Below are 24812 nucleotides of genomic sequence, written 5' to 3' on the forward strand. Positions count from 1 at the left end.
CCCGGAGTCCGGAGCGGCTGTTTTGTGCAATGGGTGTGCGAGGTTGGATTATTTATACAGCCGCTTCTGCGGGCTGGGGGTGTTGCGTGGGCATTTCTACATCCACGCCTAGGCCTTTGGCAATGGCCATGCCCAAGCGGATATCGGCGCGGAACCAGTGGCAGAGTTGGCGCTGGGTGATGAGGTCCTTTTTCGGGCCGTTGATGCCGCTCATAGAGCCCACTACGTTGTCGATGAGGTTGCGCTGGGCCTGAGCGTCGAGGAGGCGGAAGAGGTTGCCGGCTTGCGTGTAGTGGTCGTCGTTGCCGGGGCCTTCGTTGCGGTCGTAGCGGGCGGCAAAGCCGTCGAGCTCCTGGGCGGGCTCACCCTGGGTTTTGTCCTCTACGGGACCATCGAAGGAGTTGGGGAAGTAGTTTGGGCCGGGGCCACCGTTGTCGCCGAGGGCCATGTGGCCGTCGCGCTGGTAGTTGCTGAAGCCGAAGGGGCAGGCATTTACGGGCAGGTGCTCGTAGTTGGCGCCAATGCGGTAACGCTGGGCATCGGGGTAGCTCAGGATGCGGCCCTGCAGCATTTTATCGGGCGAGTAGCCAATACCATCTACCACGTGGGCGGGGGCGAAGGCGGCCTGCTCTACGTGGGCGTGATAGTTTATGGGCACCTCGTTGAGCTCCATCACGCCTACTTCTTGCAGCGGGAACTCGCCCTGGGGCCACACTTTAGTCAGGTCGAAGGGGTTCCAGCGGAAGTCGCGGGCCTGCTCCTCGGTCATAGTCTGGATGAACATCGTCCACTTCGGAAAGTTGCCGTTATCGATGGCCTCTACCAAGTCCTGCTGCGCGAAATCGGGGTTTTCACCTTTTAGGCGGGTTGCCTCTTCGCTGGTCAGGTTCTTAACGCCTTGCTGGGTGCGGAAGTGGAATTTCACCCACACCCGCTCATTCTCAGCGTTGATCAGGGAGAAGGTGTGTGAGCCATAGCCGTGCATGTGGCGGTAGCCGTAGGGCGTGCCGCGGTCCGACATCAGGATGGTGACCTGATGCAGGCTCTCGGGGTTCAGGCTCCAGTAGTCCCACATCATCGTGGGCGACTTCAGGTTGCTGCGCGCCTCCCGCTTCTGGGTATGGATAAAGTCCATGAACTTGATGGGGTCCTTCACAAAGAACACGGGCGTGTTATTGCCCACCAGGTCCCAGTTGCCGTCTTCTGTATAGAATTTCAGGGCGAAGCCGCGGGGGTCGCGCTCGGTGTCGGCGGAGCCTTTCTCGCCGCCTACGGTGCTGAAACGGGCAAACATCTTGCACTCATTGCCCACCTTGCTGAAGAGCTTGGCGCGTGTCAGGTGGGTGATGTCGTGGGTGACGGTGAACTTACCGTAGGCGCCGCTGCCCTTGGCGTGCACCACGCGCTCGGGGGTACGCTCGCGGTTGAAGTGGGCTGATTTCTCGTGCAGGAAGTAATCCTGAAGCAACAGCGGACCGCGCGCACCGGCCGATTGCGTGTTTTGGTTGTCAAAGATTGGACGACCAGAAGCGGTGGTCAGCTTCTTCGGTTGAGTTGATTCTTCCATGGGGAAAGAGAGAGTAGAATAGGAGGTTTCGGCAGTTGGCTGCGGCCTGATGAGGCTGCAGATCTTGGACAAAGGTTGAGCTTAGTTATGTATAAGAGAAATCGATTGTTTTTATACTACTATAGCGTGTGTCTATATTTGATGCATGAACATTCAGCAGCTGGAGTACCTAGTAGCCCTCGACACGCACCGGCAGTTTGTGCTGGCCGCCGAGAAGTGCCACGTCACGCAGCCCACACTTAGCATGCAGCTTCAGAAGCTGGAAGAGGAGCTAGGTGTACTGCTCTTCGACCGTACCACCAAGGGTGTGCAGCCCACCGCGGTGGGGGCGAAAGTGGTGCAGCAGGCCCGGCAGGTGCTGCGCGAGGTGAAACAGCTGCGTGAGGTAGTGCAGGTAGAGAAAGACGAGCTAGTGGGCGAGCTGCGCCTGGGCATTATCCCGACGCTGGCGCCCTACTTGGTGCCGCTGTTTCTGGTGGAGCTAGTGGAGCGCTACCCCCAGCTGCGGGTGCAGGTAGAGGAGCTGCAGTCAGCGCAAATCATGCAGCAATTGAAAGATAATCAGTTGGATATCGGCCTGTTGGTAACACCCCTTGATGACCGGCAGCTGCGCGAGATTCCGGTGCTGGAAGAGCCGTTTTTGGGCTACATTTCCGAAAATCATGAGCTGTATTCGCAGGCCACCATCAGCCCCCAGGACATGGGTGCGCCGGGCTTGTGGCTGCTACAGGAAGGGCACTGCTTCCGTCATCAGGTGCTCAACATCTGCTCTCCGGCCCCGGTAGATACCACCCGGCCCTTCACCTATGAAAGTGGCTCCATTGAGACCCTTAAGCAGTTGGTACGCCACAACCACGGGTACACGCTAGTGCCCGAGTTATCGGTGCTGCCTGAGCTGGACAACCCCATGGTGAAGCGTTTTGAAGCGCCCGAACCCGTGCGGGAAATCAGCCTCGTGGTACACCACGGCTTTGTGCGTCTGCCGCTGCTTGCTACCCTCCGCGATATTGTTCTGGGCCAAGTGCCGGAGCGCCTGCATGCGGGTAAAGCCGGTCAGAAAATCCGATGGAAATAATATTCGGTACCTAGAATGCATGGCGGCATTAAGGAGGTACGTTAGGGAGCTGTACTAGGGCAAGTGCACGGCTGAACTCATCCTCAGCCCTACCTTGTTGGCTTATATTACCTACCAACTATGCAGTTCTCGAAAATAAAATGGACCACCGCTGCCCAATGGGTAGGGCTGGTTGCCTTCCTGGTGATACTGGCCACCGACCTACGTACGCCGGTATTGGGCGGAATGCAACGCGCACTGCTGGCTACTGGCCTGTGGCGCCCTACGCTACCTGCCGCTCCGGCCCAAGCCCCCGTGACGCTAACGGCAGGCTCCTACCCACACAACCTGCCGCTCCTCACTCTAGACGGCAAAGTTGTGAACCTGCGCGACTTACAAGGCAAAGTGGTGCTAGTAAATTTGTGGGCCAGTTGGTGCCCGCCCTGCGTAGCTGAAATGCCAGGCCTGCAGAAGCTTTACAACCAGGTTGATAAGCGGAAAGTCGCCTTCGTGATGCTGTCGATGGACCAGAATGCGGCCAAAGCGCGCCGGTTGGTGGAACGCCGCAGCTATACCTTTCCGGTGTATTTTCCAACTGGTCCGCTGCCACCGGCTTTCGACTCGCAGGCCATTCCGACTACCATCATTCTCGGCCCCAATGGACAGATAGCAGCCCGCCACGAGGGTATGGCCGACTACGATACGCCTGAGTTCAAGGCTGCTTTGGAGAAACTGGCAGGCCCAGCTCGGCTGTAACCCGCCGAATCTACGTACAGCCGGTACCCCACCCCCGGCTGCAGCAGGGCGCTGTTGCAGCCGGGGTGGGGTGTCATCTTGCTCCCTCCATATGCCTGCTGTACCTGCGCTTACCTTTATTGGCCTGCACTATTGGGCTGGCTCCGGCCGTGAGTTTCAACGCGTAGCCGAGCTGTTGGCCCCCGATTATCCCTTTCTAGCCCCCGATTTACTAGGCTTCGGGGAAGCACCAACCCCAGAGGTGCTCAGTTTTTCGCTAGATGCCTATGCCAACCAGGTAGCCGCGTTTGTAGCTGAAAAGCAAGTAGAACGATATGTGCTGGTAGGGCATAGCATGGGCGGCAAAATTGCCCTGGCCTTGGCTGCCCGCCAACCTAAGGGTTTGGCTGGAGTAGCGCTGCTCAGCCCGTCGCCTCCTTCGCCGGAACCCATGACTGACAGCGACCGAATGAGCAGTATGCGCGCCTACGGTAAGCAAACGGAAGCCGAAAAAACCTTGCAGAATATCACCGCTAGGCCTCTGCCGGAGGCAATCCGACAGCAAATTCTAGAAGATAACCTGCGCAGCACCCGGCTGGCCTGGGACGCCTGGCTACTGCACGGTAGCCGCGAAGACATAAGCGCCCAGATGTACAATGTGCACATACCCTGTACCATACTAGCCGGCGACCAAGATAACGTGATGTCGCCTTCAGTGCATGGGCTGGAAACACTACCCTTGCTGCCAACGGGAACCCCTCTGGAAATTATTGGTGGCGCTGGGCATCTGCTGCCCTACGAGGCGCCAGAGGAGGTAGCCGAGCTATTGCGGGCGTTTGTCAGAAGGCTATAGGGCTTGCCTGCGACCTAGTAGGAAGTTGAGGCACAAGCCTTCTGACACTTTACTAGGTGCTGCTACCTAGTAAAGCAACGCCGTATGGATGGGTTTGCGCTAATTACTAGGGATAGTGAAGCTGTAAACCGAGTGCTTCGCGCTCCAGCCTAAAACTCCGAACTTACGGGCTCATTCCCGACCCGTATGAAATTCTGGTTTCTGCTACCCTTGCTCCTGGCCCTAACTACTCTTACCACCTGCCGCACGGCCCGCGTAACGGATGCGTACGCCGCGTACCCTACCTATGACGGACCCGACCTGGGCCTGACTTTTGTGCGCGGCCAGGCGCAACTGCGCGTGTGGGCGCCTACGGCGGAAGCACTGGCACTCAAGCTGTACGCAGCAGGAACCGGGGGCGAGCCAGTGGCCGAGTACGCTATGCAGAAATCAGTGGGTGGCACTTGGCTTTACACCTTGCCGGCCCAGCCGCCCGGCCGTTTTTATGTGGTGCAAGCCACCATTAAGGGCAAGCAGATGGCCGAAGTGCCAGACCCCTACGTGCACGCAGTGGGCCTGAACGGGCAACGCGGCGCCCTGCTCGACCCTGTCACCGCTAGCCCGCCGCAGTGGGACGAGGATTACCGCCCTAAAATGAAGCACCCCACCGATATTGTAATTGGGGAGCTGCACATCCGCGACCTGACCATGCATCCACAGTCGGGGGTGCAGCACAAGGGCAAATTCCTAGGTGTGGCCGAAACCGGGACCCGCGGTCCGGGTGGCGTCCGGACGGGCCTTGACCACCTCACCGAGCTAGGCCTCACGCACGTGCACGTGCTGCCCACCAATGACCATGCCTCCGTAGATGAAAGCCGGCTGCACGAAAACCACTACAACTGGGGCTACGATCCACTTCACTATTCCGCGCCTGAAGGCTCCTTCGCCACCGACCCCGCTGATCCCGCCGCCCGCATCAAGGAAATGAAGCAAATGGTGCAGGCCCTGCACAACCGCGGCCTGCGGCTGGTGCTTGATGTGGTGTATAACCACACCGCCGATGCCGTCCGCAGCTCCTTCGAGCAGTTGGTGCCCGGCTACTACTACCGCCACAACCCCGATGGCTCGTATTCCAACTCTTCGGCCTGCGGCAACGAGGTGGCCTCGGAGCGGCCTATGGTGCGCAAACTCATCGTGGAGTCGGTGGCGTACTGGGCCCGCGAGTTTCACGTAGATGGGTTCCGGTTTGACCTGATGGGCATTCTAGACATTCGCACCATGCGCTCGGTGCGCGTAGCCCTGGACCAAATTGACCACAGCATCTTGGTGTACGGCGAAGGCTGGGCAGCTGGCGCTAGCCCCTTGCCCGAGGCCGAACGTGCCCTGAAAGCCAACGTGCCGAAGCTCGACCGCATTGCCGCCTTCGGAGATGAGTTGCGCGATGGCGTGAAAGGTCACTTCGCCCGCCAGACGGAACGCGGTTTTGCCAGCGGCCAATTAGGGCTGGAAGAAAGTGTGAAGTTTGGTATTGTGGGCGCCACCCAACATCCGCAGCTCGACTACAGCAAGGTAAATTACTCAAAAGCGCCTTGGGCCAACTCGCCCATGCAGGCCATCAACTACGTAGCCTGTCACGATGATCGGGTGCTCTGGGATAAGCTCGTGGTGGCTAATCCTGGCGCTTCGGAAGAAGAGCTAATCCGGATGAATTTGCTCAGCAACGTCATCGTATTTACTTCGCAGGGTATTCCGTTTTTGCCCGTTGGAGATGATTTCCTGCGCACCAAAGGCGGCTCGCACAACTCGTTTAACCTGCCCGACAGCGTAAATCAACTCGACTGGGCGCGCAAAGCCAGGTATCAGCGCATCAATCAGTTTTACCGCCAGCTCATTGCCATGCGCCGGGCGCATCCAGCCTTTCGGCTACCTACCCAAGAGCTAGTGCAGCAGCATCTGGAGTTTCTGCCCAATCTGCCGGCCACTACCCTTGGGTATCGCCTGAAAGGCCATGCTGGCGATGATGCCTGGAACAACATTGTGGTGCTGTTCAATGGCAATCGCCAACCCGCTAGTCTGCCTATTCCGGGTGGCCGCTATTCGGTGGTACTTGCCGCCGACCAGATTAATCTGCAAGGAATCAGGGCGGTAGAAGGCGCTGGAGAAACTATGATGGTGGAGGTTCCGGCTTCCTCGGCTTTGATTCTGGTGCAACCCTAGTCTTCCGTTGCTAGGTCTTGTATAGGTAACCACCACAGGCCAGGCGCGTTGTACTAGGTATCTGCTGCCTCTGAACCTGCCGCCTATGTCCTTTGCTGTTCGCTTGTATGCTGCCTTGCGCCGCCATTGGGCGCATTATGTGGCGGAAGCAGCCGGCATTGCCTTTTTCATCATCTGTGCCGGCTCCCTTACAGTGCTGCTAGAGCATCCGGAGTCGCCGCTGGCTCCGGTAGTGCCGGCTACCCCGATGGGGCGGCGTGTACTGCTGGGGCTGGGCATGGCCGTGGTTATTCTGCTGATTGTGTACAGCCCCTGGGGAAAGCGTTCCGGCGCCCACATCAATCCGGCCGTGACGCTGGCCTTCTGGCAGTTAGGTAAGCTCCGCACCCCCGATGCCGTTTGGTACGTGGGGTTTCAGGTGCTGGGGGCCCTAGTAGCGGCTTTGCTGATGCGGGAAGTGCTGGGTGAGTGGTATGCGCACCCGGCCGTGAAGTTCACCGTTACAGAGCCTAAACCCGAGCCAGGGGGCGTGGCGTTGGCCTTCGCCGGCGAGTTCATCATCTCCTTTATCCTGATGGGCGTGCTGCTGTCGGCCCTGCACTCGCGCCGGTTTAAGGAGCGCGCCGGCTGGCTGATTGGGGCGTTGTTGGCGCTATACATCATAGTGGAGGCACCCTTGTCGGGCATGAGCCTGAACCCGGCCCGCTCCTTGGGCACTGCCGTAGCCGCTAATAAGTATGAAGGCCTGTGGGTATATTTTGTGGCGCCGCCGCTGGCTATGTGGCTGGTTACGGTGCTGTTCCGGCGCTTTTATCATGGCGAAGACCTGGAGTGTGCTATTCTGGCCGGCTGCGGCCCCAGTCCTTCCTCCCCCCACTCGCCCGGCGAAGAACCCCCACACTACCCCGATGAACAGGCCGCATAAGCGGGCACCAAACAGCGAAGGGGTTGAGCCCGCAACTGCCCTAGGCCGGTCGCGGGCTCAACCCCCTCATTGGTTTTAAACGGGCCGCACTACTCCAACGAACGGTCGCGGAAAAGGACGTAGCCGATGTGTGCGAAAACCCCGAAACGGTGGTTCCGGTCGTCGTAATGAATAGCCTGCACCGACAGCGGGCCGACGGGTGTCTGATACACTAGGCCGGTCATGAGGGTAAGGTAGGGGCGGCTCACTGTGTTTTTGCGGCGCACCAGCACGGGGTTTTCGGGTACCTGCTCCCACGGGCGTACCAGTACGTGAGCAAACGCCTCCGTGCGCCATTCAATACCCCGGAAAATGCCCTTCACATAACGCAGGCCACCTCCGGCGTAGGCGGTGCCTCGGTAGTTATCCAGAAATAGCGTGCGCGAGTCGGGCAGGGGCATGAAGGCCGAGGAGGTAGTAAGGGTAGAGCGGTAGGTAGCAAATGGGCCCTGAGAGGTAGCCACGGCATCTACCACCCAACCCCAAGAGTTGGTTTTGGTGCCTACCGAGTCGCTTTTGCTTAAGGAGAAGTACTGTTCCGAAAACACTGACATTTTAAGCCACCGCTGGTTTTTGGTGCGGTCGGGCACTTCGTTGGCAGTGGTGCCGGCCTCGTATTTTTCCTGCCCCGTTACGCCCCGAAATGCAAACCGCACCCGCCGGCCTTTGGTAGCATACTGGCGCTGGTCGAGGGAGTTGCGCTCAAACCGAATGCCGCCCGTCAGGCCCTGAAAGCGGTTTAGATCCAGCTCATCGGTGCTGCTAACTTCGGGCGTATTGGCAAACCGGTCGCGGTTGGTGAAGGCCCCAATATCTAGAATGTAGCGGCTGCGGTAGTTGGGGCTGATGCCCACTTGCAGTGCTGTTTTTAGGTCGCGCTGTACCAGCTGGGTATTGTCGGCGCTGGCACCTAGCAGGGAGCCAGTGTCCTGGTAGTTCAGGTTATTAAAGGTCACAATGGGCTCAAAGTAAATCGGAATCTGGCCCGGAATACTGATGCGGAAAGAGCCCTGCACAGCGTTATAAAAGCGGCCAATGGTGGCGTTGGCCCGCACGGTGTAGAGGTAGCGGTTGAGGTAACGGTAGGCGCCGCCCAGATAAAAGTTGCTCATCGAGCGAGATGACAGCAGCACGCCCAAATCGGCGGTGAGGTTGTTGGCCTGACGGGCATCAATACCGAGGGTGTAGCCTTTTTGCTCCTCGTTGTAGCGGACGCGCGGATACACGTTGGTGAAAAAGTCGTTGCTAACGAGGCGGAAATACCCTTCCTCAATGTCGCTGGGCGAGTAGGTGGAGCCGCTGCGCTGGAAAAACCGCCGCACAAAGTCCTGCTGCTGGCGCGGTAGGCCCTGCACCGTGATGCGGGTAAAGTTGGGCCGCGGTGCCCGCTCCTGAAACGCCCGGCGTCGCTGCTGCAGAGCCACTGTATCTTCCCGCCGCGTGATGCGCTTCATCATCTCATCGAGCTTGTCTTGCGTAGCCGTTTCGCCTATGGCTACTAGGCGGCGTACGCGGCCAAAGTCGGCGGCTGTGTAGTCGGCTACATCGGGCTGAATGAAGATGCCATTGGGGCCTACGGATAGGGTATCGGCCGCATTCGAGCCTAGGAACACCAGCGTGCTGGTCAGCAGCTCATCATCCTTCTCCTTGGGGTACTTGCGGAAGGCCACGTCGCCCACGTTCACCCCAATAATCACATCGGGCTTAAATTCCTCACGGATAACACCGGTTGGGAAATTGTCGACGACGGCACCATCAAATAGGTAGCGGCCATCTTCCTGCCGGATTGGCCGGAATGCCAATGGAAACGCCATGGAGTTACGCACCGCATCAGAAAGAGAACCGTTGCGCTGCACCACTTTCTGGCGGGTAAACACTTCCGAGGCCACCGCTCGGTAGGGTACAAAAAGGTTATCGAAGTTGTAATTAGCTACGGCACTGGCGGGTGCCAACATGGTGGCCAGCACGTAGTTAAGTGTGGCATCGTTAATAATGCGTGGCGTTACGCGGGTCCGGAACGACGAGTCGATGGCCAGGCCTAGGTGCAGGGCCGCCGGCGAAGGGTCTGCATCGTAGAAGTTGAACACCTTGCCTTCGAGCGGGCGGTTAGCCACCCAGTTCTGGAACTCCGGCTTGAGTACGATTTCCTCGATTTCGGCAGGTGAATAGCCAGCGGCGTACATGCCGCCCACAATGGCGCCCATGCTGGTGCCCACAATGTAGTCGATGGGGATACGGTTCTTTTCCAGCACCTTCAGCACGCCTACGTGGGCCAGCCCTTTGGCGCCCCCGCCGCTTAATACAAGCCCCACTTTTTGGGCTTGGGCAAAAGAAACACCTAGCAACCAAACGAGGAGCAAGGTACATACACGGTAACAGTGAGGCATATAGCAGGGAAGTAGCAACGAAGAAAGCCCGGCACTAGGGGCGCGTTTCCTACGCATATCCCGGAGCGGAGTTGTCGGCAATTCGCTAGGCCTTGGCTGATTGTTGCCGCCGGAGCGTTTTCTGCTTAAGCTCAGCACTACTTACGGCTCAGCGAACAGTCGGTTTGGCCGCGCAACACAGCTAGTCGGCCCGTTACCACTTCTTAAAGATAACGTAGACGGCGGCCACCAGCAAAGCAAACCCGACCACGTGGTTCCAGGCCAGCTTATCAGTTTTGAAAACGTACACCGCGCACAGTGTAAACACCGTGAGCGAGACGACCTCCTGAATTACCTTCAGCTGAAACAAGCTGAATGGCCCGCCATTCTCCTCGAACCCAATGCGGTTGGCCGGCACCTGAAATACATACTCGAAAAAAGCCAGCCCCCAGCTTACCAGAATTACACCCACCAAGCCCAGGCCATGTAGCCAGCTGATTTTCTTGAACTGCAGGTGCCCGTACCAGGCAAATGTCATGAACAGGTTGGAAATCAGGAGCAGCGTAATGGTGTACAGGCTTTTCACGAGGTGCGGGTTGGGCAAGAATTATTGATATGGCCCGATGAGGAACGGGCAGGCTATCTACCTTTTTTGGGTGGTTAAGTTTTCGCCGCTGCCTTCTGCGCCATATTCTTCGGTCCAGGCACTAAGTGGCAAGCCATAATATTCTTCAGCTATTTCCATGCAGTCTTGTATAGTGTCTTGCAAGTCATCAAAGGTGCAATGGCCATTGGAGTAGACATACAAATACACTCCTATATCAGGAGAATCTTCCTCTATCTTGAAAGTAAGGTCTGGCGTAGTTGCTACGAATGTCTTAAAGTGCATACTGGTGTTATGTGTCAGTAAGCGAATAGCCTGCGCCTGCTAAAGCTGGATTATTACCTATATATTCTGTGGGTTTACTCTTCGTGGCCGGCTAGTGGAACTGGGGTAGCTTCGGCTTGCTGTTTGGCTTCCTGGGCCAGGCGTTGTTGTTCTTTTTCGGAGGGCATGCGAGGTAGCTTGTCCAGGTCGGGCTGGCCGGCATCAACCCAGGCAGTGTACCAGAACGCGCCCACTAGCCGGAGGGCCAGCCGCATCTGCCGCTCTACCTGTCGGTTGAGGCGCTGGTGGTATTCGCGGGCAAAGTCGCGGGAGTACGTGCGTACTGTTTGGGTGCCGCGCTGCTCGAAGCCGTACTTGCGGTCATCTGGTGTTTTCCGGCTTACCTCCCGCTCCATGCCTAGTACTGAGTCGAGGGCGGCGTACGAACGGCCCACGGCGGTCCAAATGGCATCCGTAGGACGGTCGAGGTAGGGTGCTGGGCCAGTAAAGAAGTCGTAGTCGGAGCTGAGCAGTTCGGGCAGGCGGCTTTCCCACAGCGCATGAATGCCCCGCTGCCCCGTTAGCTGGCCGTTATAGTTGTGGGTGGTATGCAGGGGCACGCAGGCATCGGCTACGTAATGTCCTAGGTCGGCGGAAAGGTGCAGAATCCGGTCGGTGTCGTGGGCCGCGAAGGCCGCCGTGAGTTGGCCTTTCATGCGCGCCACCTGCCAGGGCACAATGCCGTGCTTTAACAGCGAATCTTCCCCTAGCAGCGCTACGGCATCGGGGTAGGAGCGGGGTAGCTTGTACAAGGCCGAGTCGCCGTACACGTCCAGATCCAGGAAGTGGCGTGCAGCCTCGCCGGGTACTACCGTGCGGCGCGAGTCGGGCCGGGTGGCATTGTCGGTAAGGTAGTCGATGTTCGTTTTATAGAACCCAATCATTTCACGCGGCAGCGTGTACACCGCCAGCCGATTGATAAGCCGATGACTGAAAAAGCCCCACGCCTGCACCGTAACAGTGGAAGTGAGGACAAGTAACCCAGTGATGCAGAATAAAAATAAACGCCGCATAAGTAGATAGTAAACGAACAGAAAAGAAGTCCGTTACCAAGAAATAACCTGAAAATCGGTTAGCAGCCGGCAGGGTTGGCGCTGGGCATCCAGGCCCACGTAGGTGGCATAGTAGCCATCCCCAAAGCCTGTGGAGAAGGTCGCTACGGTATCGGGCGGCATGGCGTATAGAAAACCCGTACTCGACGAGTTTGTGTCCAGCTGGAAGCTTGTAATCATCAAGTTTTCAGAGGCCTCCCTGTTGGCCAGATACCGCATTAGGGGCTCAACGCTGGCCGCATCCATAAAAAAGGCCATGCCTGCATCAACGGGGTAGCCGTAATACTCTTCGCTGCGGAGCGGCAGCGGCTCCTGGCCGGGCAGTAAGGCTGGCTCCCAACTCACCACGGGCGCATCTGAGAACAGAATACGGGCAAAGGCTACACGCTCGTCGCCGCTGAAGCGAGCTACAGCCAACTCTACCGGAAACCGGCCCCGGGGAAAGCGGCTCGTAAACGGCAGGGTTTGTGGATGCAGCGAAACAGGATCAGCAGCCACTATCTGGCCCGATGGCACAGGCAGGTTGCCCAAAAAACGGCCGTGCAGCGTACATTGCAGGCTATCCTGGCTGATTTGGGTGCCGGGAAAGAAGCTGGTTTCAAAGATGGCTGGCTCGGCCTGTACTTCATACGGAAGCCGGTTGACCGTTGCTCGTCCTGGTGAAAGCACATAGCCCGTAACTACAGGCAAAGTATAGGTTGTAGGAGCGGTGCAACTACCTAGTAGCGCGGCTGCTACCGTAAACCGGGCTAGAATAGAAATAAACACAACGCAATATGATAAGAAGAGTAAGGTAACGAGCTCCTAAGGCCTCTATGCAAACAGGTGGCAAAATAATGCTCCGTTGTTCGGAACATAATCTTGCCACCTGTCATTAGAAAACTTGCCTTACCGGGTTTACCGCCGGCCCTGGCCCACAAAGCGCATGCGGTAATCAGCGCTTACGTCGCCTTTGCTGATGCGCGCTAGCTTTCCTTTGAGCAACTGCTTTTTCAGGCCCGAGGCATAGTCAGTGAACAGAATGCCTTCCAGGTGGTCGTACTCATGCTGGATAACGCGGGCCGTCATGCCCGAGAAGGTTTCTTCGTGCTGCTGGCGGTTTTCGTCTTCGTAGCGCAGCACAATGGTAGAGTGCCGCACCACTTTCTCGCGGATGCCCGGAATGCTCAGGCAGCCTTCCTCAAAGCCCCATTCCTCGCCGGTTTCGCTTACCATGCGGGGATTAATGAAGGCGCGCTTTACCGGGGCCGCGGTGGCTTCTTCTACAATGGGGTTGCCGTCCTCATCCTCATCCAGCATGGGCTCGGAGTCGATAACGAACAGGCGGATGCTTTTGCCAACCTGCGGCGCGGCCAGGCCCACGCCGTGCGCGTGGTACATGGTGTCGTACATGTCGGCAATAATCTGCTTGAGCTCACTAGGGGAAAAGTCAGCCGGAATGTCTTTGGCCAGCGTTTTGAGTACTGGGTCGCCGAAGGCAACAATGGGGTAAATCATCGGGATTCGAGGAAAGATTGCAAAATGATGGTGGCCGACACCCGGTCGACGGTGGCTTTGTCGCGGCGGTCTTTTTTGCTGAGGCCACCCGCCAACATGGCGGCGTGGGCCATCCGGGAAGTAAACCGCTCATCTACCTCATGCAGCGGCACCTCCGGAAACTCCTTGCGCAGCCGGCGCACTACGCCCACTACGGCACTGGTAGAGTCAGTGGCTTCGTTGTTCAGGTTCTTGGGCATGCCAATTACCAGCGCCGCCAGCGGCTCGCGCAGGTGGTAGGCTTTCAGGTAGGCCAGCAAGTCCTGGCTGTGCACCGTTTCGAGAGGAGTAGCAATGAGTTGCAGCGGATCCGTCACGGCCAGCCCCACGCGCTTATGACCGTAGTCGATGGCAAGTATACGCCCCATCGCAAAAATAAAAAGTAGAAAGCCAAGTAGCAACGGTTCAGTCCATTACCCCGCGCCACATCCCAAAGATACGATACCGCCTCGGAAAGGTGACACTAGGGTAGCGCAGCAGTGCAATCCGGTCGTGCGGCGGTAAGGGCGGTTTATCGGCAAAAACCGGGGCTTAAACGAGTCAGGCACATCTTTCCAAAATCATAAAATAATATTTGCAGGTAGTTCATCTTCAGGGCTTTTTACCACGGGGCTAACCCAGAATAAATGGGCTTTTTATCGTTTAAGAAATAAAAAATTGCATTGTTATTTGAAAATGCCTATTCCCCTATGTAGTAGATGGGTTTCTTGGAATTGTTTCAATATTTTTGAAGAACTGTCTGCCTTGATTACTGCTGCTTATAGCTTAAACTATTACTCTCTCAACGCTTTATGAACATCGAGCCGAACGACTCGTCGCATCCTGCGTCGGAGCCTGCCCCGCGTAATACCCGGCGGCAGGTACGTCAGCCGTTGTTACTGGCCCTAACGTTGGCGTGCGGCATCCTACTTGGTGCTAACCCGTTCCGGCCAACCGGGCAGAACCCCGACCTCACCGCCCGTGGCTATCTAAAGTTCAAAGAAATCCTCAGCTACGTAGACCGCGACTACGTGGACTCCGTGAATGCCGAGGAGCTTTCAGATTACGCCATCAGCCGCATGCTGGAGCGCCTCGATCCGCACTCGGTGTTCATCCCGGCCAAACAACAGCAGCAGGCTTCCTCTTTTCTGCAAAGCGACTACGACGGTATTGGGGTTGAGTTTAATCTGTTTCGCGACACCGTAACAGTAGTATCTCCGTTAAGTGGCGGCCCCGCGGAGCAGGCTGGCCTGCAGCCCGGCGACCGAATTCTGGCCGTAGACGGGCAGCGGGTGTCCGGCGTGAATACCACTACAGAGCAGATGTTCGGGCAGCTACGCGGCCCCCGTGGCAGCAAAGTGCAGCTCCAAATTATGCGCCGCGGCCAAGCAAAGCCCCTGAGCGTGCAGGTAACGCGCAACCGCATTCCAAACTCCTCAGTCGATGTGGCCTATATGGTAGATAACCAGACGGGCTACATTAAAGTAAGCCGTTTCGCGAGCGGCACATATGATGAGTTTAAATCGGCGCTAGGTGATTTGCGCCGTCAAGGCCTGGCGCGCCTTGTGCTTGACTTGCGTGGCAACCCCGGTGGTTACCTCGACCGCGCCACCAAAATGGCCGACGAGTTCATTGGGGGCACTAAGAAGATTGTGTACACCGATGGCAAAGGCGACCAGTACGATACCCAGACGTTTTCGCGGGTAGTGGGCGAGTTTGAGGAAGGCTCCTTGGTAGTGCTTGTGGATGAAGGAAGTGCCTCTGCTGCGGAAGTGCTGGCCGGTGCCCTGCAAGACCACGACCGCGCCATTCTGGTGGGGCGCCGCACGTTTGGCAAAGGCCTGGTGCAGCAACCCATTGCCCTAAATGACGGCTCGGAGCTTCGGCTGACCATTGCACGCTACTACACGCCTTCGGGCCGCAGCATCCAGAAATCGTACCGCGGCGGCTTGGCCGAATATGAAAAGGACTTGCAGAACCGGCAGCGCCGGGGCGAGTTCTTCCACGCCGACAGCATTCACTTTGCCGACTCCTTGCGCTACCGTACTGCCCACGGCCGGGCAGTGTACGGCGGCGGTGGCATCATGCCCGACCTCTTTGTACCGCGCGACACCAGTGCGTACTCGGCGTACTACACGCGTTTGCAAAGCCTGAACTTGGTGCGCGAGTTTGCCCTCGATTACTACCAGCAGCACAAAGCCGAACTGGAAGGCCTGCGCTTCGGGCAGTTTAACCAATCGTTCCGCATCACGGATGCGCAGCTGCAGCAGTTGGAAGCCAAGGCAGCCAAAGATGGCGTAGCACCTAATGCCGCCGATATGCGCCGCAGCGCCGCATTACTCCGCAATCAGCTGAAGGCCCTCATTGCCCGCAGCGCCTACGGCAAATCGGCGTATTACCAGGTGCTGAACCAGGATGATGCGGAGATGCAGCAGGCACTTCGCACTATTCAGGAGCCTAGCAACACAGTAATGCTAGGGTTGCTGGAAAAGTAAAGCGCCTACAATGCAACAGGCCCGCCGCGCTCAGAGCGCGGCGGGCCTGTTGCATTTAAATTGGGTTGCTATTTCTTCACTACATCCTGCACCCGAAACTCCTGTTTGATATTAGCAAGCGGCTTGCCATCGGCCTCGGCGTAGGGGTAAATGAAGTAGTTGAGGGCCGGGTTGTTCTGGCGCGGTACCAATACTAGGTCGCGGCCGCGGGTGAACTCCAGGCGGTTTTCATCGTGGGCCCCAAAGAAGTAGTTGCGGCGGTCGGGGTTTTTGGCAGCTTCCGAGGCATCGACAGGTACCCAACCGGTTTCGGGGGTGTAGAACTCGGCCCAGCAGTGGTAGCCTTTAATTTCGGCGGTGCCGCGCTCAGGTGGCAGCGGAAAGCCAATGCTGAAGCGAGCCGGAATGCCTAAGGCGCGGCAATAGCCAATGAACACAGCATGAAAATCGGTGCAGTTGCCGCGGCGGGCGTCGCAGGCGTAGTAAATGTCGCCGCGGCCCCAGCCTTGGCCGGTTTTGTCGTACTTCACGGTGCTTACCACGTGCTCGTACACGGCGCGGGCTTTCTCCAGGTTGGTATGGGCGTTGGCTTTACTAGCTACCTCCAGGGCCCAAAGCCGAATCTGCGGATCAAGCGGCACGAGGCTGTCGGCGGCCAGCCAACGGTTCAGGTTAGGGTCGGCGGCTTCGCGGGGCGGGCGTTGGCCATTAAAAGCGGGGGCCAGATGTTCGCGCCGAGTCGCTTTCAGGCGCATATCCACGGTAAAGCCTTCCAGAGCCTTGCCCGTGGCGCGCAGATGCAGAATACGGTTGCCATACGCACCGGTTTCAATGGCATACGGCACGGGCGAGGTTACCTGCAAGTCGCGGATATCCTGTGATTTATCGTCGTGCGGCACCGGCAGCCATAAGTCTACCACCTTGGTGCCGGCGGGCTGAGCCGGAATAGTAGCCGCGTAATCGAAGGTGAAGGTGCGGGTGCGAGGGGCCGGGGTAAGGGGCCGCTCCAGCGTCAGAACGGAAAGCAAGGGTAGTAAAAACGAGAGCATAGCAACAGCAGGGGCAACAGCCGAGTCCCGGCCGGTAATCATAGTGCAAAGAAACAACCCCGGCGTTTGTTATGGTTCAGAAAGTCAGAATACACCGGCGGGCTAGGGCCTGAGCAGGTGCCAGCCTTAGCCAGGCGGTTTGCCCGTACCGTAGGGGTAGTAGCCTACGCCAAACTTTGTACCTTCACGCTACAGCCTACTACCCGCGTACTTCCACCCGAAATTTCCACCCGTATGCCTTTTTATCAACGACTAGGTCAGATTCCGCGCAAGCGGCATACCCAGTTCCGGCAGCCCGATGGCTCGCTCTACCACGAGCAGTTGGTGGGCACACTGGGCTTCCACGGCGTTTCGTCGCTGCTGTATCATCGCCACGCGCCCACCGAAATCCGGAAGGTAGGTACTCCCGAACCTTACGCGCCCAAGCTGCTGAAAGACCGACCCCTGGAGCCGGCCCATTTGCGCACCCTGGCCCAAACCAGCACCGGCGGCGACTACCTGCAGGCCCGCCAAACCTTGCTCGGCAACGCCGACGTGACCATGAGCATCTGCAACCCCACGGAGCAGCGCATGGACTATTACTACAAGAACGCGCTGGCTGATGAGGTGATTTTTGTGCACGAAGGCCGCGGCGAGCTGTGGAGCCAGTTGGGCAAGGTAGCCTTTGAGCCCGGCGACTACCTAGTGATTCCGCGCACCATCATTCACCAGCTGCACTTCGAGGAAGGACCGGTGCGCCTGCTGATTATCGAGTCGTTTAGCCCCGTGGAAACGTGCCGGCGCTACCGCAACCACTTCGGGCAGCTGCTGGAGCATGCCCCGTATTGCGAGCGGGACTTCCGCGGCCCCTCGGAGCTAGTAGAAAACGACGTGCGCGAGTCGGGCGAGTACACCGTGCGCGTGAAGAAAGACGGGCTGCTGCACACCTTGGTCTATGGCCACTCGCCGTTTGATGTGGTCGGGTGGGATGGGTATTTCTACCCTTACGCTACCAGCATTCATGATTTTGAGCCCATTACTGGCCGTATTCACCAGCCGCCACCCGTGCACCAGCAATTCGAGGGCAACAACTTTGTGATCTGCTCCTTCGTGCCGCGGTTGTTCGATTATCACCCCTTGGCCATTCCGGCGCCCTACAACCACTCCAATGTCGACTCCGACGAGGTGCTGTACTATGTGGCCGGCAACTTCATGTCTCGGCGCGGTGTCGATCTGGCTTCGTTTACCTGGCACCCCAGCGGCATCCCGCACGGCCCGCACCCCGGTACAGTGGAGGCCAGCATCGGCAAAAAGGAAACCCATGAGCTAGCCGTGATGGTAGATACCTTCCGGCCGCTCTACCTCACCGAAGCTGCCCTGCCTTACGTGGATGGCCGCTACCCCATGAGCTGGCAACCCGACTTCAAGCACGACGCGCCACGGGCAGCCGATATGATGGATTAACGGTAGTGCAGTTACAGAGAAAACGCGAGGATGTTGGGCAACCAGCATCCTCGCACTGCTTTCACGTAAGGTTATATGGATACTGAACTGCAGAAGTAAGTGGGCAAGCTCAGCATGATGTTCTTTGTAGCTGCTGATACAACGGCTACGGTTGCTTTTCTACTAGGTAGCTCGGCACTAGAAACCAGTAAGAAAAGGATTTCGTAACTTCGCCGAAACTGCAACTCCATGAAAAAAATCCTGTTTTTAGCCCCACTGCTTCTGGTGCTGGCCGTACTGTCGAGCTGCGACAAGCTGGATAAGCTGCTGACTTTTTACATCGAAGATTCTCAGTCGGTGAAAATTGCCAGCAACTTCCCCTTTGGTCAGTTCGCGCCGCTTTCCCCCATTCCGGTTACCACGCGCTCCGACGAAAAATTCAAGAACGAGAACACCAGCGCTAACTTGGTGAAGGATGTGAAGCTCGACCGGCTTACGCTCACCATCACTGACCCCAACGCCGAAAACTTCGATTTTCTGCAAGGCATTAACATCTACATCAGCACCGAGCAGAGCGACAAAATTCTGCTGGCCTCGTTGGACAATGTGCCCATGGGCGTGAACACGCTCCAACTGACGCCCACCTCTGAGAAGCTGGATAAGTACGTGAAGGCCAACAGCTACACGCTGTCTACGGAAGCTAAAATCCGTAAGCCTATCAGCCGCGACATCACCATCCGGACGGATACCCGCTTTAAAGTAACTGCTGATCCGCTATAGGCTCCGGCAGTACTAGGCCCCCAAAAAAGCCGAACTCCACAGCAGGGGTTCGGCTTTTTTTAGAGCCTAGTGATTTCAAGGTTAGCGGTTGCGGCCATATTGCTCGTGGCTACTCACCCAGTCAGACGAAGAAATGGCCGAGCCCAGGCTTAGCTCGCCGGCCAGCACCACGCCCGCCACAATTTCCGCAAACTTATTCACGGTTCCGCGCCCCACACACCCTAGCATTCGGAGGCATTCGTTTTGGGTGGCCAACCCGGTGCCGCCGCCGTGCGTGGCCACAATCAGGGAGGGAATGGTAATGCTCAAGTACAAGTCGCCTTCGGGCGTCACTTCGGAGTACAGCACCCCCGCCGACGACTCCGACACGTTGGCTACATCCTGGCCGGTGGCAATGAACATGGCCGTGATGCCGTTGGCGGAGTGGGCCCCGTTGTTGTTCGCACCGGAAAGAAACGCGCCCACATTACTTACCTGGCCATGATAAGCCAATTGCTCGGGCGTTACGCGCATGCGCTGTTGCAGCACGTCGCGCTTTATCACGGCCTCGGCCACTACGCGCTTGCCGCGGGTACGCATCACGTTAATCTGCGAAGCTTTTTTGTCGGTGGCGAAGTTGGACTCGAGGTAAAAGTGGCGAATGGGCGCGCCCTTGTAATGCTCCAGAATCCAGGAGCAGGCTGCGAAGGTAGCGCGGCCTACCATGTTCTGGCCCGCCGCATCGCCGGTTGAAAAGTTGAAGCGCAGGTACGCGAACTTATTGGCCAGGTAGGTATCAATGTACTGGAGCTTGGCCACGCGCGAGGTGCTTTCAGCCTCGGGCCGGATTTTCTCGATTTCCTCTTCCACCCACTTGCCAAAGTCGCGGGCGCCACGGGCATCATCAAACACAAACACCGGGGCGCGTTGCATGGCGTCGCCGATGACGGTACACTTCACGCCGCCACACAGGTTAAGCACCTGAATGCCGCGGTTGTAGCTGGCCACCAAGGTGCCTTCGGTGGTCGCCATCGGAATGAGGAAGTCGCCCTGAGCGTGCTCGCCGTTTACGTGCAGGGGGCCGGCTAGCCCCACCGGAATCTGGGCCACGCCCGTGAAATGCTCACAGTTGCCTTGCAGCATGTGGGCGTCAAAGGAGTAGTGCTTCAGGTGTTTAAACTCCTCGCCCGAAAACTCCTCGGCGAACTGCTGCCGGGCCTGGATGGCGGTTTCTGAGTAATCGTCTTCGTCGGAGCGCGGAATACGGGTGCGGTTTTCGGGCCGGTTTACAATGGCGTCTTCTACCTCCACGGTGAGCTCCCCAAACGGGTCAGCGGCAAAGTGCACCTGCACGGTATGCAGTCCTTCTTTCAGTGCCTCCGTGTCAAGGTGGAACGTAGCCGACTGCCCCACGGGAAGCGTGAAGCCGGTGCTATCGGCATTAAACGCAGTAGCGGGCCGTACGTCGCCTTCGCCCAGATCCAGCGCAATTTGCTCCACACCAATCTTTACTCCATCAATCTGCACATAGTCAACGCGCGTAATGCGCACGGTGTCGAGGCGGTTTTTGATGCTAAAGGCCACGCCTTCGGGCGTATTGCGGAGGCTGCCGCGCGTATAGAGCAGCTTGAGCAGCATGGGGCTGGGCGTGAAGATCATCGGGCGGGAGAGGGTTAGTTAGTATTGCGGGTAATGTCTGAAACTTCTGGTAAAAAGCGAGAAGCCGCAGCTTTTTATGGGTTACGTTAATTCAGGAAGAAAGAAACTGGTACCACCATTTCGTGCGGCCGTGCTACTCCGCCGCATACGGCTGGCGAAAAGCGGCCAGACAGTAACTGGACTGCCCGTAAAGCTTCCGCATCAAAATCCGGATGGAGTGATTTTAGGATTTTGGTATGGTACACGTTGCCGTCTATACCAACCACAAAGGAAACGAACACCTTGCCTCCTATATCCATTCTCAGTCCTATGGCAGGCCAATGCAAGTTCTCTTGAATGAAGCGAGGAAGGCTATCTTTTTTGTTGCGCTTTATATAAGCCGGCATGACTTCACAAAGCATTGGAATAGTGCCTCTTTTGTAAGCTGACTCGTAATCTGCTAGCGTAATAGTGTCTGATAAGCCATCCTTTTGCAGAGTAATGGCCATGGCCTTCATGGGTACGTACCGCAGTTCAGCGGTATTTAGGACCGCGCCTACTTGGGCAGCGGCAGGCTGGCTACCAAAGGACAGGAAAATAACTCCTAGGAAAACGAGTAGCTTATTCATCATGCTAGCGTTTACTAGGTAAGGCTGGCGCTGCTGATCCTTGAAACGTAATCGGAACGGTGTAGGTAACAGATACGGGTCGGTTGTTCTGCTTGCCTGGAGTGAATTTGCCGTCGAGCAGTTTTACTACTCGTACCGCTTCTGTATCCAGGGCCGGATGTAATCCTTTCAGCACGCATACGTTGCGCACGGCCCCCGTTTCGGTAATTAGAAATTGGACGAAAATGCGTCCATTCAGCGTATTTGGGGCTGCATCAGGCCACTGAATGTTTTGACCTATAAAGCGCAGTAATGCTTCCTGGCCGCCCTTATACACAGGCATTTGTTCTACGACCATTCCAAAAAATGGCGGGGAAGTTGATGAATCTTCGCACTCTTTCTGACGGCTAAGTAGCTGTTTATCTGGTATCTCTTTAGGGTTTTCGGCTTTCTGTGCAGAGAAAGGCGTAATTGAAGGTTTCAGTACCTGTGCTATGGCCTCTTGTCCCGTCAGCCCCAGGCCGCATACCAGCACCAACGCCACCAGAAACCGGCTAAGGTGTAGCCGCAGCCGGGGCCTAGGCGCAAGCTGTTCCGGCCGGAACTGCCCGCACACGCGGCCATCAGAAGAAGCTTGGAAGGCAGCTGCTAGGTCGGCCTGAGAAGAAGAGGTGAAATCGAGGACAACCCGCTCGCAGGCGGCGCAATACAGCCCTTTCGCTACAGGTGTCATCTGCTGCCAGTCTTCGTGGCAAGCGTTCAGTTGCACATTGAGGATAGGCAGCGGTAGCATAGGGGCCAGATAACAGCAGGAATATACGAAACGGCTATTACTCAGCCCTTCGTGTCCGCTGATCTGCTAGGCCTAGTTAATCCCAGAACTCCTGGCCGTTAGCGTTGATGTAGCCGGGCTGCCCGTCGGGGGCCAGTACGCGGGCTATATCATTCAGAAATGGCTCGGCCTGGGGGTAGCGGATGTCGGTGAGGGTATTGCCTTCCTCATCAAGGTAGCCAAACAGCTGGCCCTGCTGCACTACCGGAAACATGAGGTTGCCGGTCAGGCGAATGGCATCATACTGCAGAGGCTGCACCAACTTGCCGCTACTATTAATGATTCCCCATTTTGTGCCTTGGCGCACAAACAGCAGCCCGTTGTAGTTTTCACGGATTTCGTCGTAAATGGCGGGCACCGTGGCCGTACCTACGGTAAACCGAAACCCCACCTTGCCCTCCTTGCGGACCAGGTCGCCGTGTTCCAAGGGTTCTTCCTCCGGTTCGGGCAGTGCGGGCTCCAGAAGGCGCTGGCCGGTTGGACTTAGCTCGAAGGTTTCGCCGTTGAGCTCCACGGCTGCCCGGCCCCGGCGGAAAGTAGCCGCGCGGGTAAACCGGATGGGGGTCACGGGGTTGCCACCCCCATCAATATAGCCGTAGCGCTGGCCCTGGCGCACCCAGGCAATCTCATCTACGAAGGGGCCGGTTTCGTCGTAGCGAAGGGGTAGTACCAGGCGGCGCGACTGATCAGCATATCCCCATTTGCTGCCCTGCCGAAAGGGTACGAGGCGGGAAGCTGCCGTTTGGGCCTCCAAATAATTGGGGGCAGTAAGCAACAGTAAAAGTAGCAGTAACAGAGGGCGTTTCATGCGTAAGTAGACCCGATGAGCACCGGCTATTTCAGCTAAGGTACGCAGTTGGCGTAAACCAAATAAGAGGGGCGTGGTTGATTCACTCGTTCTTCACCAAACGGAGCAAATCTTGCCCATGGTTTTAGAATAATACCAGTATTGTACCGGAGGTTTCTGTGTGCCGGGATGGGTATTGTATCTTTGCTTCTCCTCAACGGGCGCCTTGTGGGTCGCCTTCGCTTATGGCATCAACATTCAGATATCCGCTATTTACGTTAGAAGAGAGCTTGACTACCGAGCAACTAGCTTTCTTTCAGGAGTATGGGTTTCTGCACTTTCGGAAGTTTATTTCTTCTGAAACGGTAGAAAGTTTGTTGCAGGCTTCGCAGCAGGTGCAACAGCGCTGGCTGGCTGAACGGGTGCAAAAGGTAAACGGAGTGCCTATTAAGTACGGCAAGGATGTTGATGGCTCGCCCATTGTGCAGCGCTTTGCCTTTGCCTCGCACCACAGCGCAGAGCTGCACGAGTTTCTGCAGGACCCGCGGTTTCGGGCGCTGTTTCCGCTCTTGGAAGCACCCGGTGGCCGGGTTGGCGAAGATGAAAAGGACGGGCTGGTCATCAACCACTACGTAAACGTGCCTGGCTCCGAGTTTTCGCAGATGGGCTGGCACACGGACTCGTTGCGCGACGTGTTTTACGGCAAGAAAATCGGGCCGATGCTGAACGTAGGCGTGCACCTCGATGGTACTCCGGCGACCAACGGCGGCCTGCGCCTGATTCCGGGCACGCACCGCCAGAACCTGCGCGACATCCTCTTCCGCAAGAAGTACTACAAAGACGTAGGCCCCGACCCCAACGAAGTAGCCGTAGAAACCGAGCCCGGCGACTTAACCGTGCACGATGGCCGCATGTGGCACCGGGTGGCGCAGTCGCCGCTGGTGGGCGAGGCCTCGCGCCGCCGCGTGATGTACGTGCCCATCATTGCTGGCAAGTACGAGCCTAAGCACGAAAACAGCCCTACACCGTTCTATCTGCGGTTTTTGCATCTTGTTAAGTAGCCACAACCGACGAAATAGGTTTGACCTCCGATAGGGCCTAGGGGCTTTTGAACCTCAAACCCCTTTCTTCAGGAGCGTACGCATTCACCTCTTTACCCTTTTTGCTTTTGAAAACTGCCCTTATTACCGGCGCTTCCCGCGGAATCGGGCGGGCCATGGCGCTGGAGCTGGCCCGCCGCGGCTACAACCTGCTACTGGCGGCCCGTTCTGCTGATCAGTTAGAGCAGGTAGCGGCCGAGGCGCGGCAGTTGGGGCGGCAGGCGCAGGTGCTAGCGCTGGATCTGGCCATGCCCGGCGCAGCAGTTGAGCTGGCTACCTGGGCTAGTGCGCAAACGCAGGAGTTGGCGGTACTCGTAAACAATGCGGGCTACGGCTTGTGGGGGCGTTTTGAGGAGCTGCCGCTAGCCCAGCAGCATAATATGCTGCAGCTTAATATGCACCTGCCCGTGGAGCTTACGCATGCGTTGCTACCAGCTTTGCGTCGTCAGCCCACAGCGTATATTCTCAATGTTGCTAGCACGGCCGCGTACCAGGCGGTGCCTACGCTCACGCTGTATGCTGCCAGTAAGGCTTTCCTGCTGAGCTTTTCCCGTGGGTTGCGTTTCGAGCTCCGCGACACCAGCGTATCGGTAACGTGCCTGAGCCCCGGCGCCACCACCACCGATTTCGCCGACCGCGCCGGCATGAACTCGGAGCTGCAAGCCGTGGCCAACAAGGTTTCCATGACACCCGAGCAGGTAGCCCAGTTTGGAATTGCCGCTATGCTGGCCGGAGAGGCAGAGGTGATTCCGGGCGCTCTCAATAAGGTGTCGGCCGCCCTGACCTCCTTGGTTCCCAAAGGCCTCACCGAGCGCATTGCGGCCGGCATCTATGAAAAGCACTTAAAGTAAACAGGCTGCACTAGGTGGGGTGAGCAAGTGAACCTAAGGAA

General features: G+C 57.5%; 22 protein-coding genes. 10 read left to right on the forward strand and 12 right to left on the reverse strand.

Annotation, left to right across the window (positions count from 1 at the left end; translation table 11 throughout):
* Window positions 1-52 precede the first annotated feature (52 nt).
* A complete protein-coding gene (locus ACYVGU_RS14720; protein ID WP_460622687.1) occupies window positions 53-1567 on the reverse strand; it encodes a catalase in 1515 nt (504 codons plus the stop codon).
* A 145-nt stretch (window positions 1568-1712) separates the two neighbouring features.
* Here ACYVGU_RS14720 and ACYVGU_RS14725 point away from each other — a divergent pair, with 145 nt between their 5' ends.
* The 5 genes from ACYVGU_RS14725 (at window position 1713) to ACYVGU_RS14745 (ending at window position 7330) form a co-directional block, all read left to right on the forward strand.
* Window positions 1713-2642 (forward strand): LysR substrate-binding domain-containing protein, encoded by a 930-nt coding sequence (locus ACYVGU_RS14725; RefSeq protein WP_460622688.1) that lies wholly within the window; start codon window positions 1713-1715, stop codon window positions 2640-2642.
* Window positions 2643-2762: 120 nt separating this feature from the next.
* Window positions 2763-3377, forward strand: a complete 615-nt coding sequence (locus tag ACYVGU_RS14730; protein ID WP_460622689.1) for a TlpA family protein disulfide reductase — start codon at window positions 2763-2765, stop codon at window positions 3375-3377.
* Between the two features lie 91 nt (window positions 3378-3468).
* The gene (locus ACYVGU_RS14735) at window positions 3469-4209 is read left to right on the forward strand and encodes an alpha/beta fold hydrolase (protein WP_460622690.1); all 741 of its coding nucleotides are present in this window, start codon (window positions 3469-3471) and stop codon (window positions 4207-4209) included.
* A 186-nt stretch (window positions 4210-4395) separates the two neighbouring features.
* Window positions 4396-6405, forward strand: a complete 2010-nt coding sequence (gene pulA / locus ACYVGU_RS14740) for a type I pullulanase (RefSeq protein WP_460622691.1) — start codon at window positions 4396-4398, stop codon at window positions 6403-6405.
* An 85-nt stretch (window positions 6406-6490) separates the two neighbouring features.
* Window positions 6491-7330: an MIP/aquaporin family protein gene (locus ACYVGU_RS14745; RefSeq protein ID WP_460622692.1), complete on the forward strand. Its 840-nt coding sequence runs from the start codon at window positions 6491-6493 to the stop codon at window positions 7328-7330.
* 89 nt (window positions 7331-7419) lie between these two features.
* On the opposite strand, the gene ACYVGU_RS14750 is transcribed toward ACYVGU_RS14745, so the two are convergent.
* From ACYVGU_RS14750 to ruvX, 6 genes are all read right to left on the reverse strand, one after another.
* A complete protein-coding gene (locus tag ACYVGU_RS14750; protein ID WP_460613388.1) occupies window positions 7420-9756 on the reverse strand; it encodes a patatin-like phospholipase family protein in 2337 nt (778 codons plus the stop codon).
* A 193-nt stretch (window positions 9757-9949) separates the two neighbouring features.
* Window positions 9950-10321 carry a DMT family protein gene (locus tag ACYVGU_RS14755; RefSeq protein ID WP_460613389.1) on the reverse strand — a complete coding sequence of 124 codons (372 nt, stop codon included), beginning with the start codon at window positions 10319-10321 and terminating at the stop codon, window positions 9950-9952.
* 377 nt (window positions 10322-10698) lie between these two features.
* Window positions 10699-11676 (reverse strand): zinc dependent phospholipase C family protein, encoded by a 978-nt coding sequence (locus ACYVGU_RS14760; protein ID WP_460622693.1) that lies wholly within the window; start codon window positions 11674-11676, stop codon window positions 10699-10701.
* A gap of 33 nt (window positions 11677-11709) precedes the next feature.
* Complete coding sequence (locus ACYVGU_RS14765; protein WP_460622694.1) at window positions 11710-12483, reverse strand: DUF4241 domain-containing protein; 774 nt, start codon at window positions 12481-12483, stop codon at window positions 11710-11712.
* A gap of 129 nt (window positions 12484-12612) precedes the next feature.
* On the reverse strand, window positions 12613-13212 hold the full coding sequence (gene def, locus ACYVGU_RS14770; protein ID WP_460613392.1) for a peptide deformylase: 600 nt from the start codon (window positions 13210-13212) through the stop codon (window positions 12613-12615).
* Window positions 13209-13619 carry a RuvX/YqgF family protein gene (gene ruvX, locus ACYVGU_RS14775; protein ID WP_460613393.1) on the reverse strand — a complete coding sequence of 137 codons (411 nt, stop codon included), beginning with the start codon at window positions 13617-13619 and terminating at the stop codon, window positions 13209-13211. Before ruvX ends, def begins: the two co-directional genes overlap by 4 nt.
* Window positions 13620-14042: 423 nt before the next feature.
* On the opposite strand from ruvX, the gene ACYVGU_RS14780 reads away from it, so the two are divergent.
* Window positions 14043-15725 carry a S41 family peptidase gene (locus tag ACYVGU_RS14780; protein ID WP_460622695.1) on the forward strand — a complete coding sequence of 561 codons (1683 nt, stop codon included), beginning with the start codon at window positions 14043-14045 and terminating at the stop codon, window positions 15723-15725.
* Between the two features lie 68 nt (window positions 15726-15793).
* Here ACYVGU_RS14780 and ACYVGU_RS14785 read toward each other — a convergent pair whose 3' ends face one another.
* On the reverse strand, window positions 15794-16816 hold the full coding sequence (locus ACYVGU_RS14785) for a transglutaminase-like domain-containing protein (RefSeq protein ID WP_460613395.1): 1023 nt from the start codon (window positions 16814-16816) through the stop codon (window positions 15794-15796).
* Window positions 16817-17008: 192 nt separating this feature from the next.
* Between ACYVGU_RS14785 and ACYVGU_RS14790 the strand changes: the two genes are divergently transcribed.
* Both ACYVGU_RS14790 and ACYVGU_RS14795 read left to right on the forward strand, forming a co-directional pair.
* Window positions 17009-18217 carry a homogentisate 1,2-dioxygenase gene (locus ACYVGU_RS14790; protein WP_460613397.1) on the forward strand — a complete coding sequence of 403 codons (1209 nt, stop codon included), beginning with the start codon at window positions 17009-17011 and terminating at the stop codon, window positions 18215-18217.
* 228 nt (window positions 18218-18445) lie between these two features.
* Window positions 18446-18976, forward strand: a complete 531-nt coding sequence (locus ACYVGU_RS14795) for a hypothetical protein (protein WP_460613398.1) — start codon at window positions 18446-18448, stop codon at window positions 18974-18976.
* Window positions 18977-19057: 81 nt separating this feature from the next.
* Here ACYVGU_RS14795 and ACYVGU_RS14800 read toward each other — a convergent pair whose 3' ends face one another.
* The 4 genes from ACYVGU_RS14800 to ACYVGU_RS14815 all read right to left on the reverse strand — a co-directional run bounded on the left by ACYVGU_RS14800 (window position 19058) and on the right by ACYVGU_RS14815 (window position 22841).
* Window positions 19058-20614, reverse strand: coding sequence for a hydroxymethylglutaryl-CoA reductase (locus ACYVGU_RS14800; protein ID WP_460622696.1), 1557 nt, complete (start codon window positions 20612-20614; stop codon window positions 19058-19060).
* 86 nt (window positions 20615-20700) lie between these two features.
* The gene (locus ACYVGU_RS14805) at window positions 20701-21102 is read right to left on the reverse strand and encodes an energy transducer TonB (RefSeq protein WP_460622697.1); all 402 of its coding nucleotides are present in this window, start codon (window positions 21100-21102) and stop codon (window positions 20701-20703) included.
* A gap of 124 nt (window positions 21103-21226) precedes the next feature.
* Complete coding sequence (locus ACYVGU_RS14810; RefSeq protein ID WP_460622698.1) at window positions 21227-21994, reverse strand: energy transducer TonB; 768 nt, start codon at window positions 21992-21994, stop codon at window positions 21227-21229.
* 76 nt (window positions 21995-22070) lie between these two features.
* Window positions 22071-22841 (reverse strand): WG repeat-containing protein, encoded by a 771-nt coding sequence (locus ACYVGU_RS14815; protein ID WP_460613403.1) that lies wholly within the window; start codon window positions 22839-22841, stop codon window positions 22071-22073.
* Between the two features lie 224 nt (window positions 22842-23065).
* Between ACYVGU_RS14815 and ACYVGU_RS14820 the strand changes: the two genes are divergently transcribed.
* Window positions 23066-23881, forward strand: a complete 816-nt coding sequence (locus tag ACYVGU_RS14820) for a phytanoyl-CoA dioxygenase family protein (protein WP_460613404.1) — start codon at window positions 23066-23068, stop codon at window positions 23879-23881.
* A gap of 107 nt (window positions 23882-23988) precedes the next feature.
* Window positions 23989-24771, forward strand: a complete 783-nt coding sequence (locus tag ACYVGU_RS14825; RefSeq protein ID WP_460613405.1) for an SDR family NAD(P)-dependent oxidoreductase — start codon at window positions 23989-23991, stop codon at window positions 24769-24771.
* Window positions 24772-24812: the final 41 nt, after the last annotated feature.

Source organism: Hymenobacter tenuis (assembly GCF_054780495.1).

Coding starts and splice junctions, on each gene's coding strand:
- ACYVGU_RS14720 (WP_460622687.1), bottom strand. CDS start 1,567: ATGGAAGAATCAACTCAACCGAAGAAGCTGACCACCGCTTCTGGTCGT.
- ACYVGU_RS14725 (WP_460622688.1), top strand. CDS start 1,713: ATGAACATTCAGCAGCTGGAGTACCTAGTAGCCCTCGACACGCACCGG.
- ACYVGU_RS14730 (WP_460622689.1), top strand. CDS start 2,763: ATGCAGTTCTCGAAAATAAAATGGACCACCGCTGCCCAATGGGTAGGG.
- ACYVGU_RS14735 (WP_460622690.1), top strand. CDS start 3,469: ATGCCTGCTGTACCTGCGCTTACCTTTATTGGCCTGCACTATTGGGCT.
- pulA (WP_460622691.1), top strand. CDS start 4,396: ATGAAATTCTGGTTTCTGCTACCCTTGCTCCTGGCCCTAACTACTCTT.
- ACYVGU_RS14745 (WP_460622692.1), top strand. CDS start 6,491: ATGTCCTTTGCTGTTCGCTTGTATGCTGCCTTGCGCCGCCATTGGGCG.
- ACYVGU_RS14750 (WP_460613388.1), bottom strand. CDS start 9,756: ATGCCTCACTGTTACCGTGTATGTACCTTGCTCCTCGTTTGGTTGCTA.
- ACYVGU_RS14760 (WP_460622693.1), bottom strand. CDS start 11,676: ATGCGGCGTTTATTTTTATTCTGCATCACTGGGTTACTTGTCCTCACT.
- def (WP_460613392.1), bottom strand. CDS start 13,212: ATGATTTACCCCATTGTTGCCTTCGGCGACCCAGTACTCAAAACGCTG.
- ruvX (WP_460613393.1), bottom strand. CDS start 13,619: ATGGGGCGTATACTTGCCATCGACTACGGTCATAAGCGCGTGGGGCTG.
- ACYVGU_RS14780 (WP_460622695.1), top strand. CDS start 14,043: ATGAACATCGAGCCGAACGACTCGTCGCATCCTGCGTCGGAGCCTGCC.
- ACYVGU_RS14785 (WP_460613395.1), bottom strand. CDS start 16,816: ATGATTACCGGCCGGGACTCGGCTGTTGCCCCTGCTGTTGCTATGCTC.
- ACYVGU_RS14790 (WP_460613397.1), top strand. CDS start 17,009: ATGCCTTTTTATCAACGACTAGGTCAGATTCCGCGCAAGCGGCATACC.
- ACYVGU_RS14795 (WP_460613398.1), top strand. CDS start 18,446: ATGAAAAAAATCCTGTTTTTAGCCCCACTGCTTCTGGTGCTGGCCGTA.
- ACYVGU_RS14800 (WP_460622696.1), bottom strand. CDS start 20,614: ATGATCTTCACGCCCAGCCCCATGCTGCTCAAGCTGCTCTATACGCGC.
- ACYVGU_RS14805 (WP_460622697.1), bottom strand. CDS start 21,102: ATGGCCATTACTCTGCAAAAGGATGGCTTATCAGACACTATTACGCTA.
- ACYVGU_RS14810 (WP_460622698.1), bottom strand. CDS start 21,994: ATGCTACCGCTGCCTATCCTCAATGTGCAACTGAACGCTTGCCACGAA.
- ACYVGU_RS14815 (WP_460613403.1), bottom strand. CDS start 22,841: ATGAAACGCCCTCTGTTACTGCTACTTTTACTGTTGCTTACTGCCCCC.
- ACYVGU_RS14820 (WP_460613404.1), top strand. CDS start 23,066: ATGGCATCAACATTCAGATATCCGCTATTTACGTTAGAAGAGAGCTTG.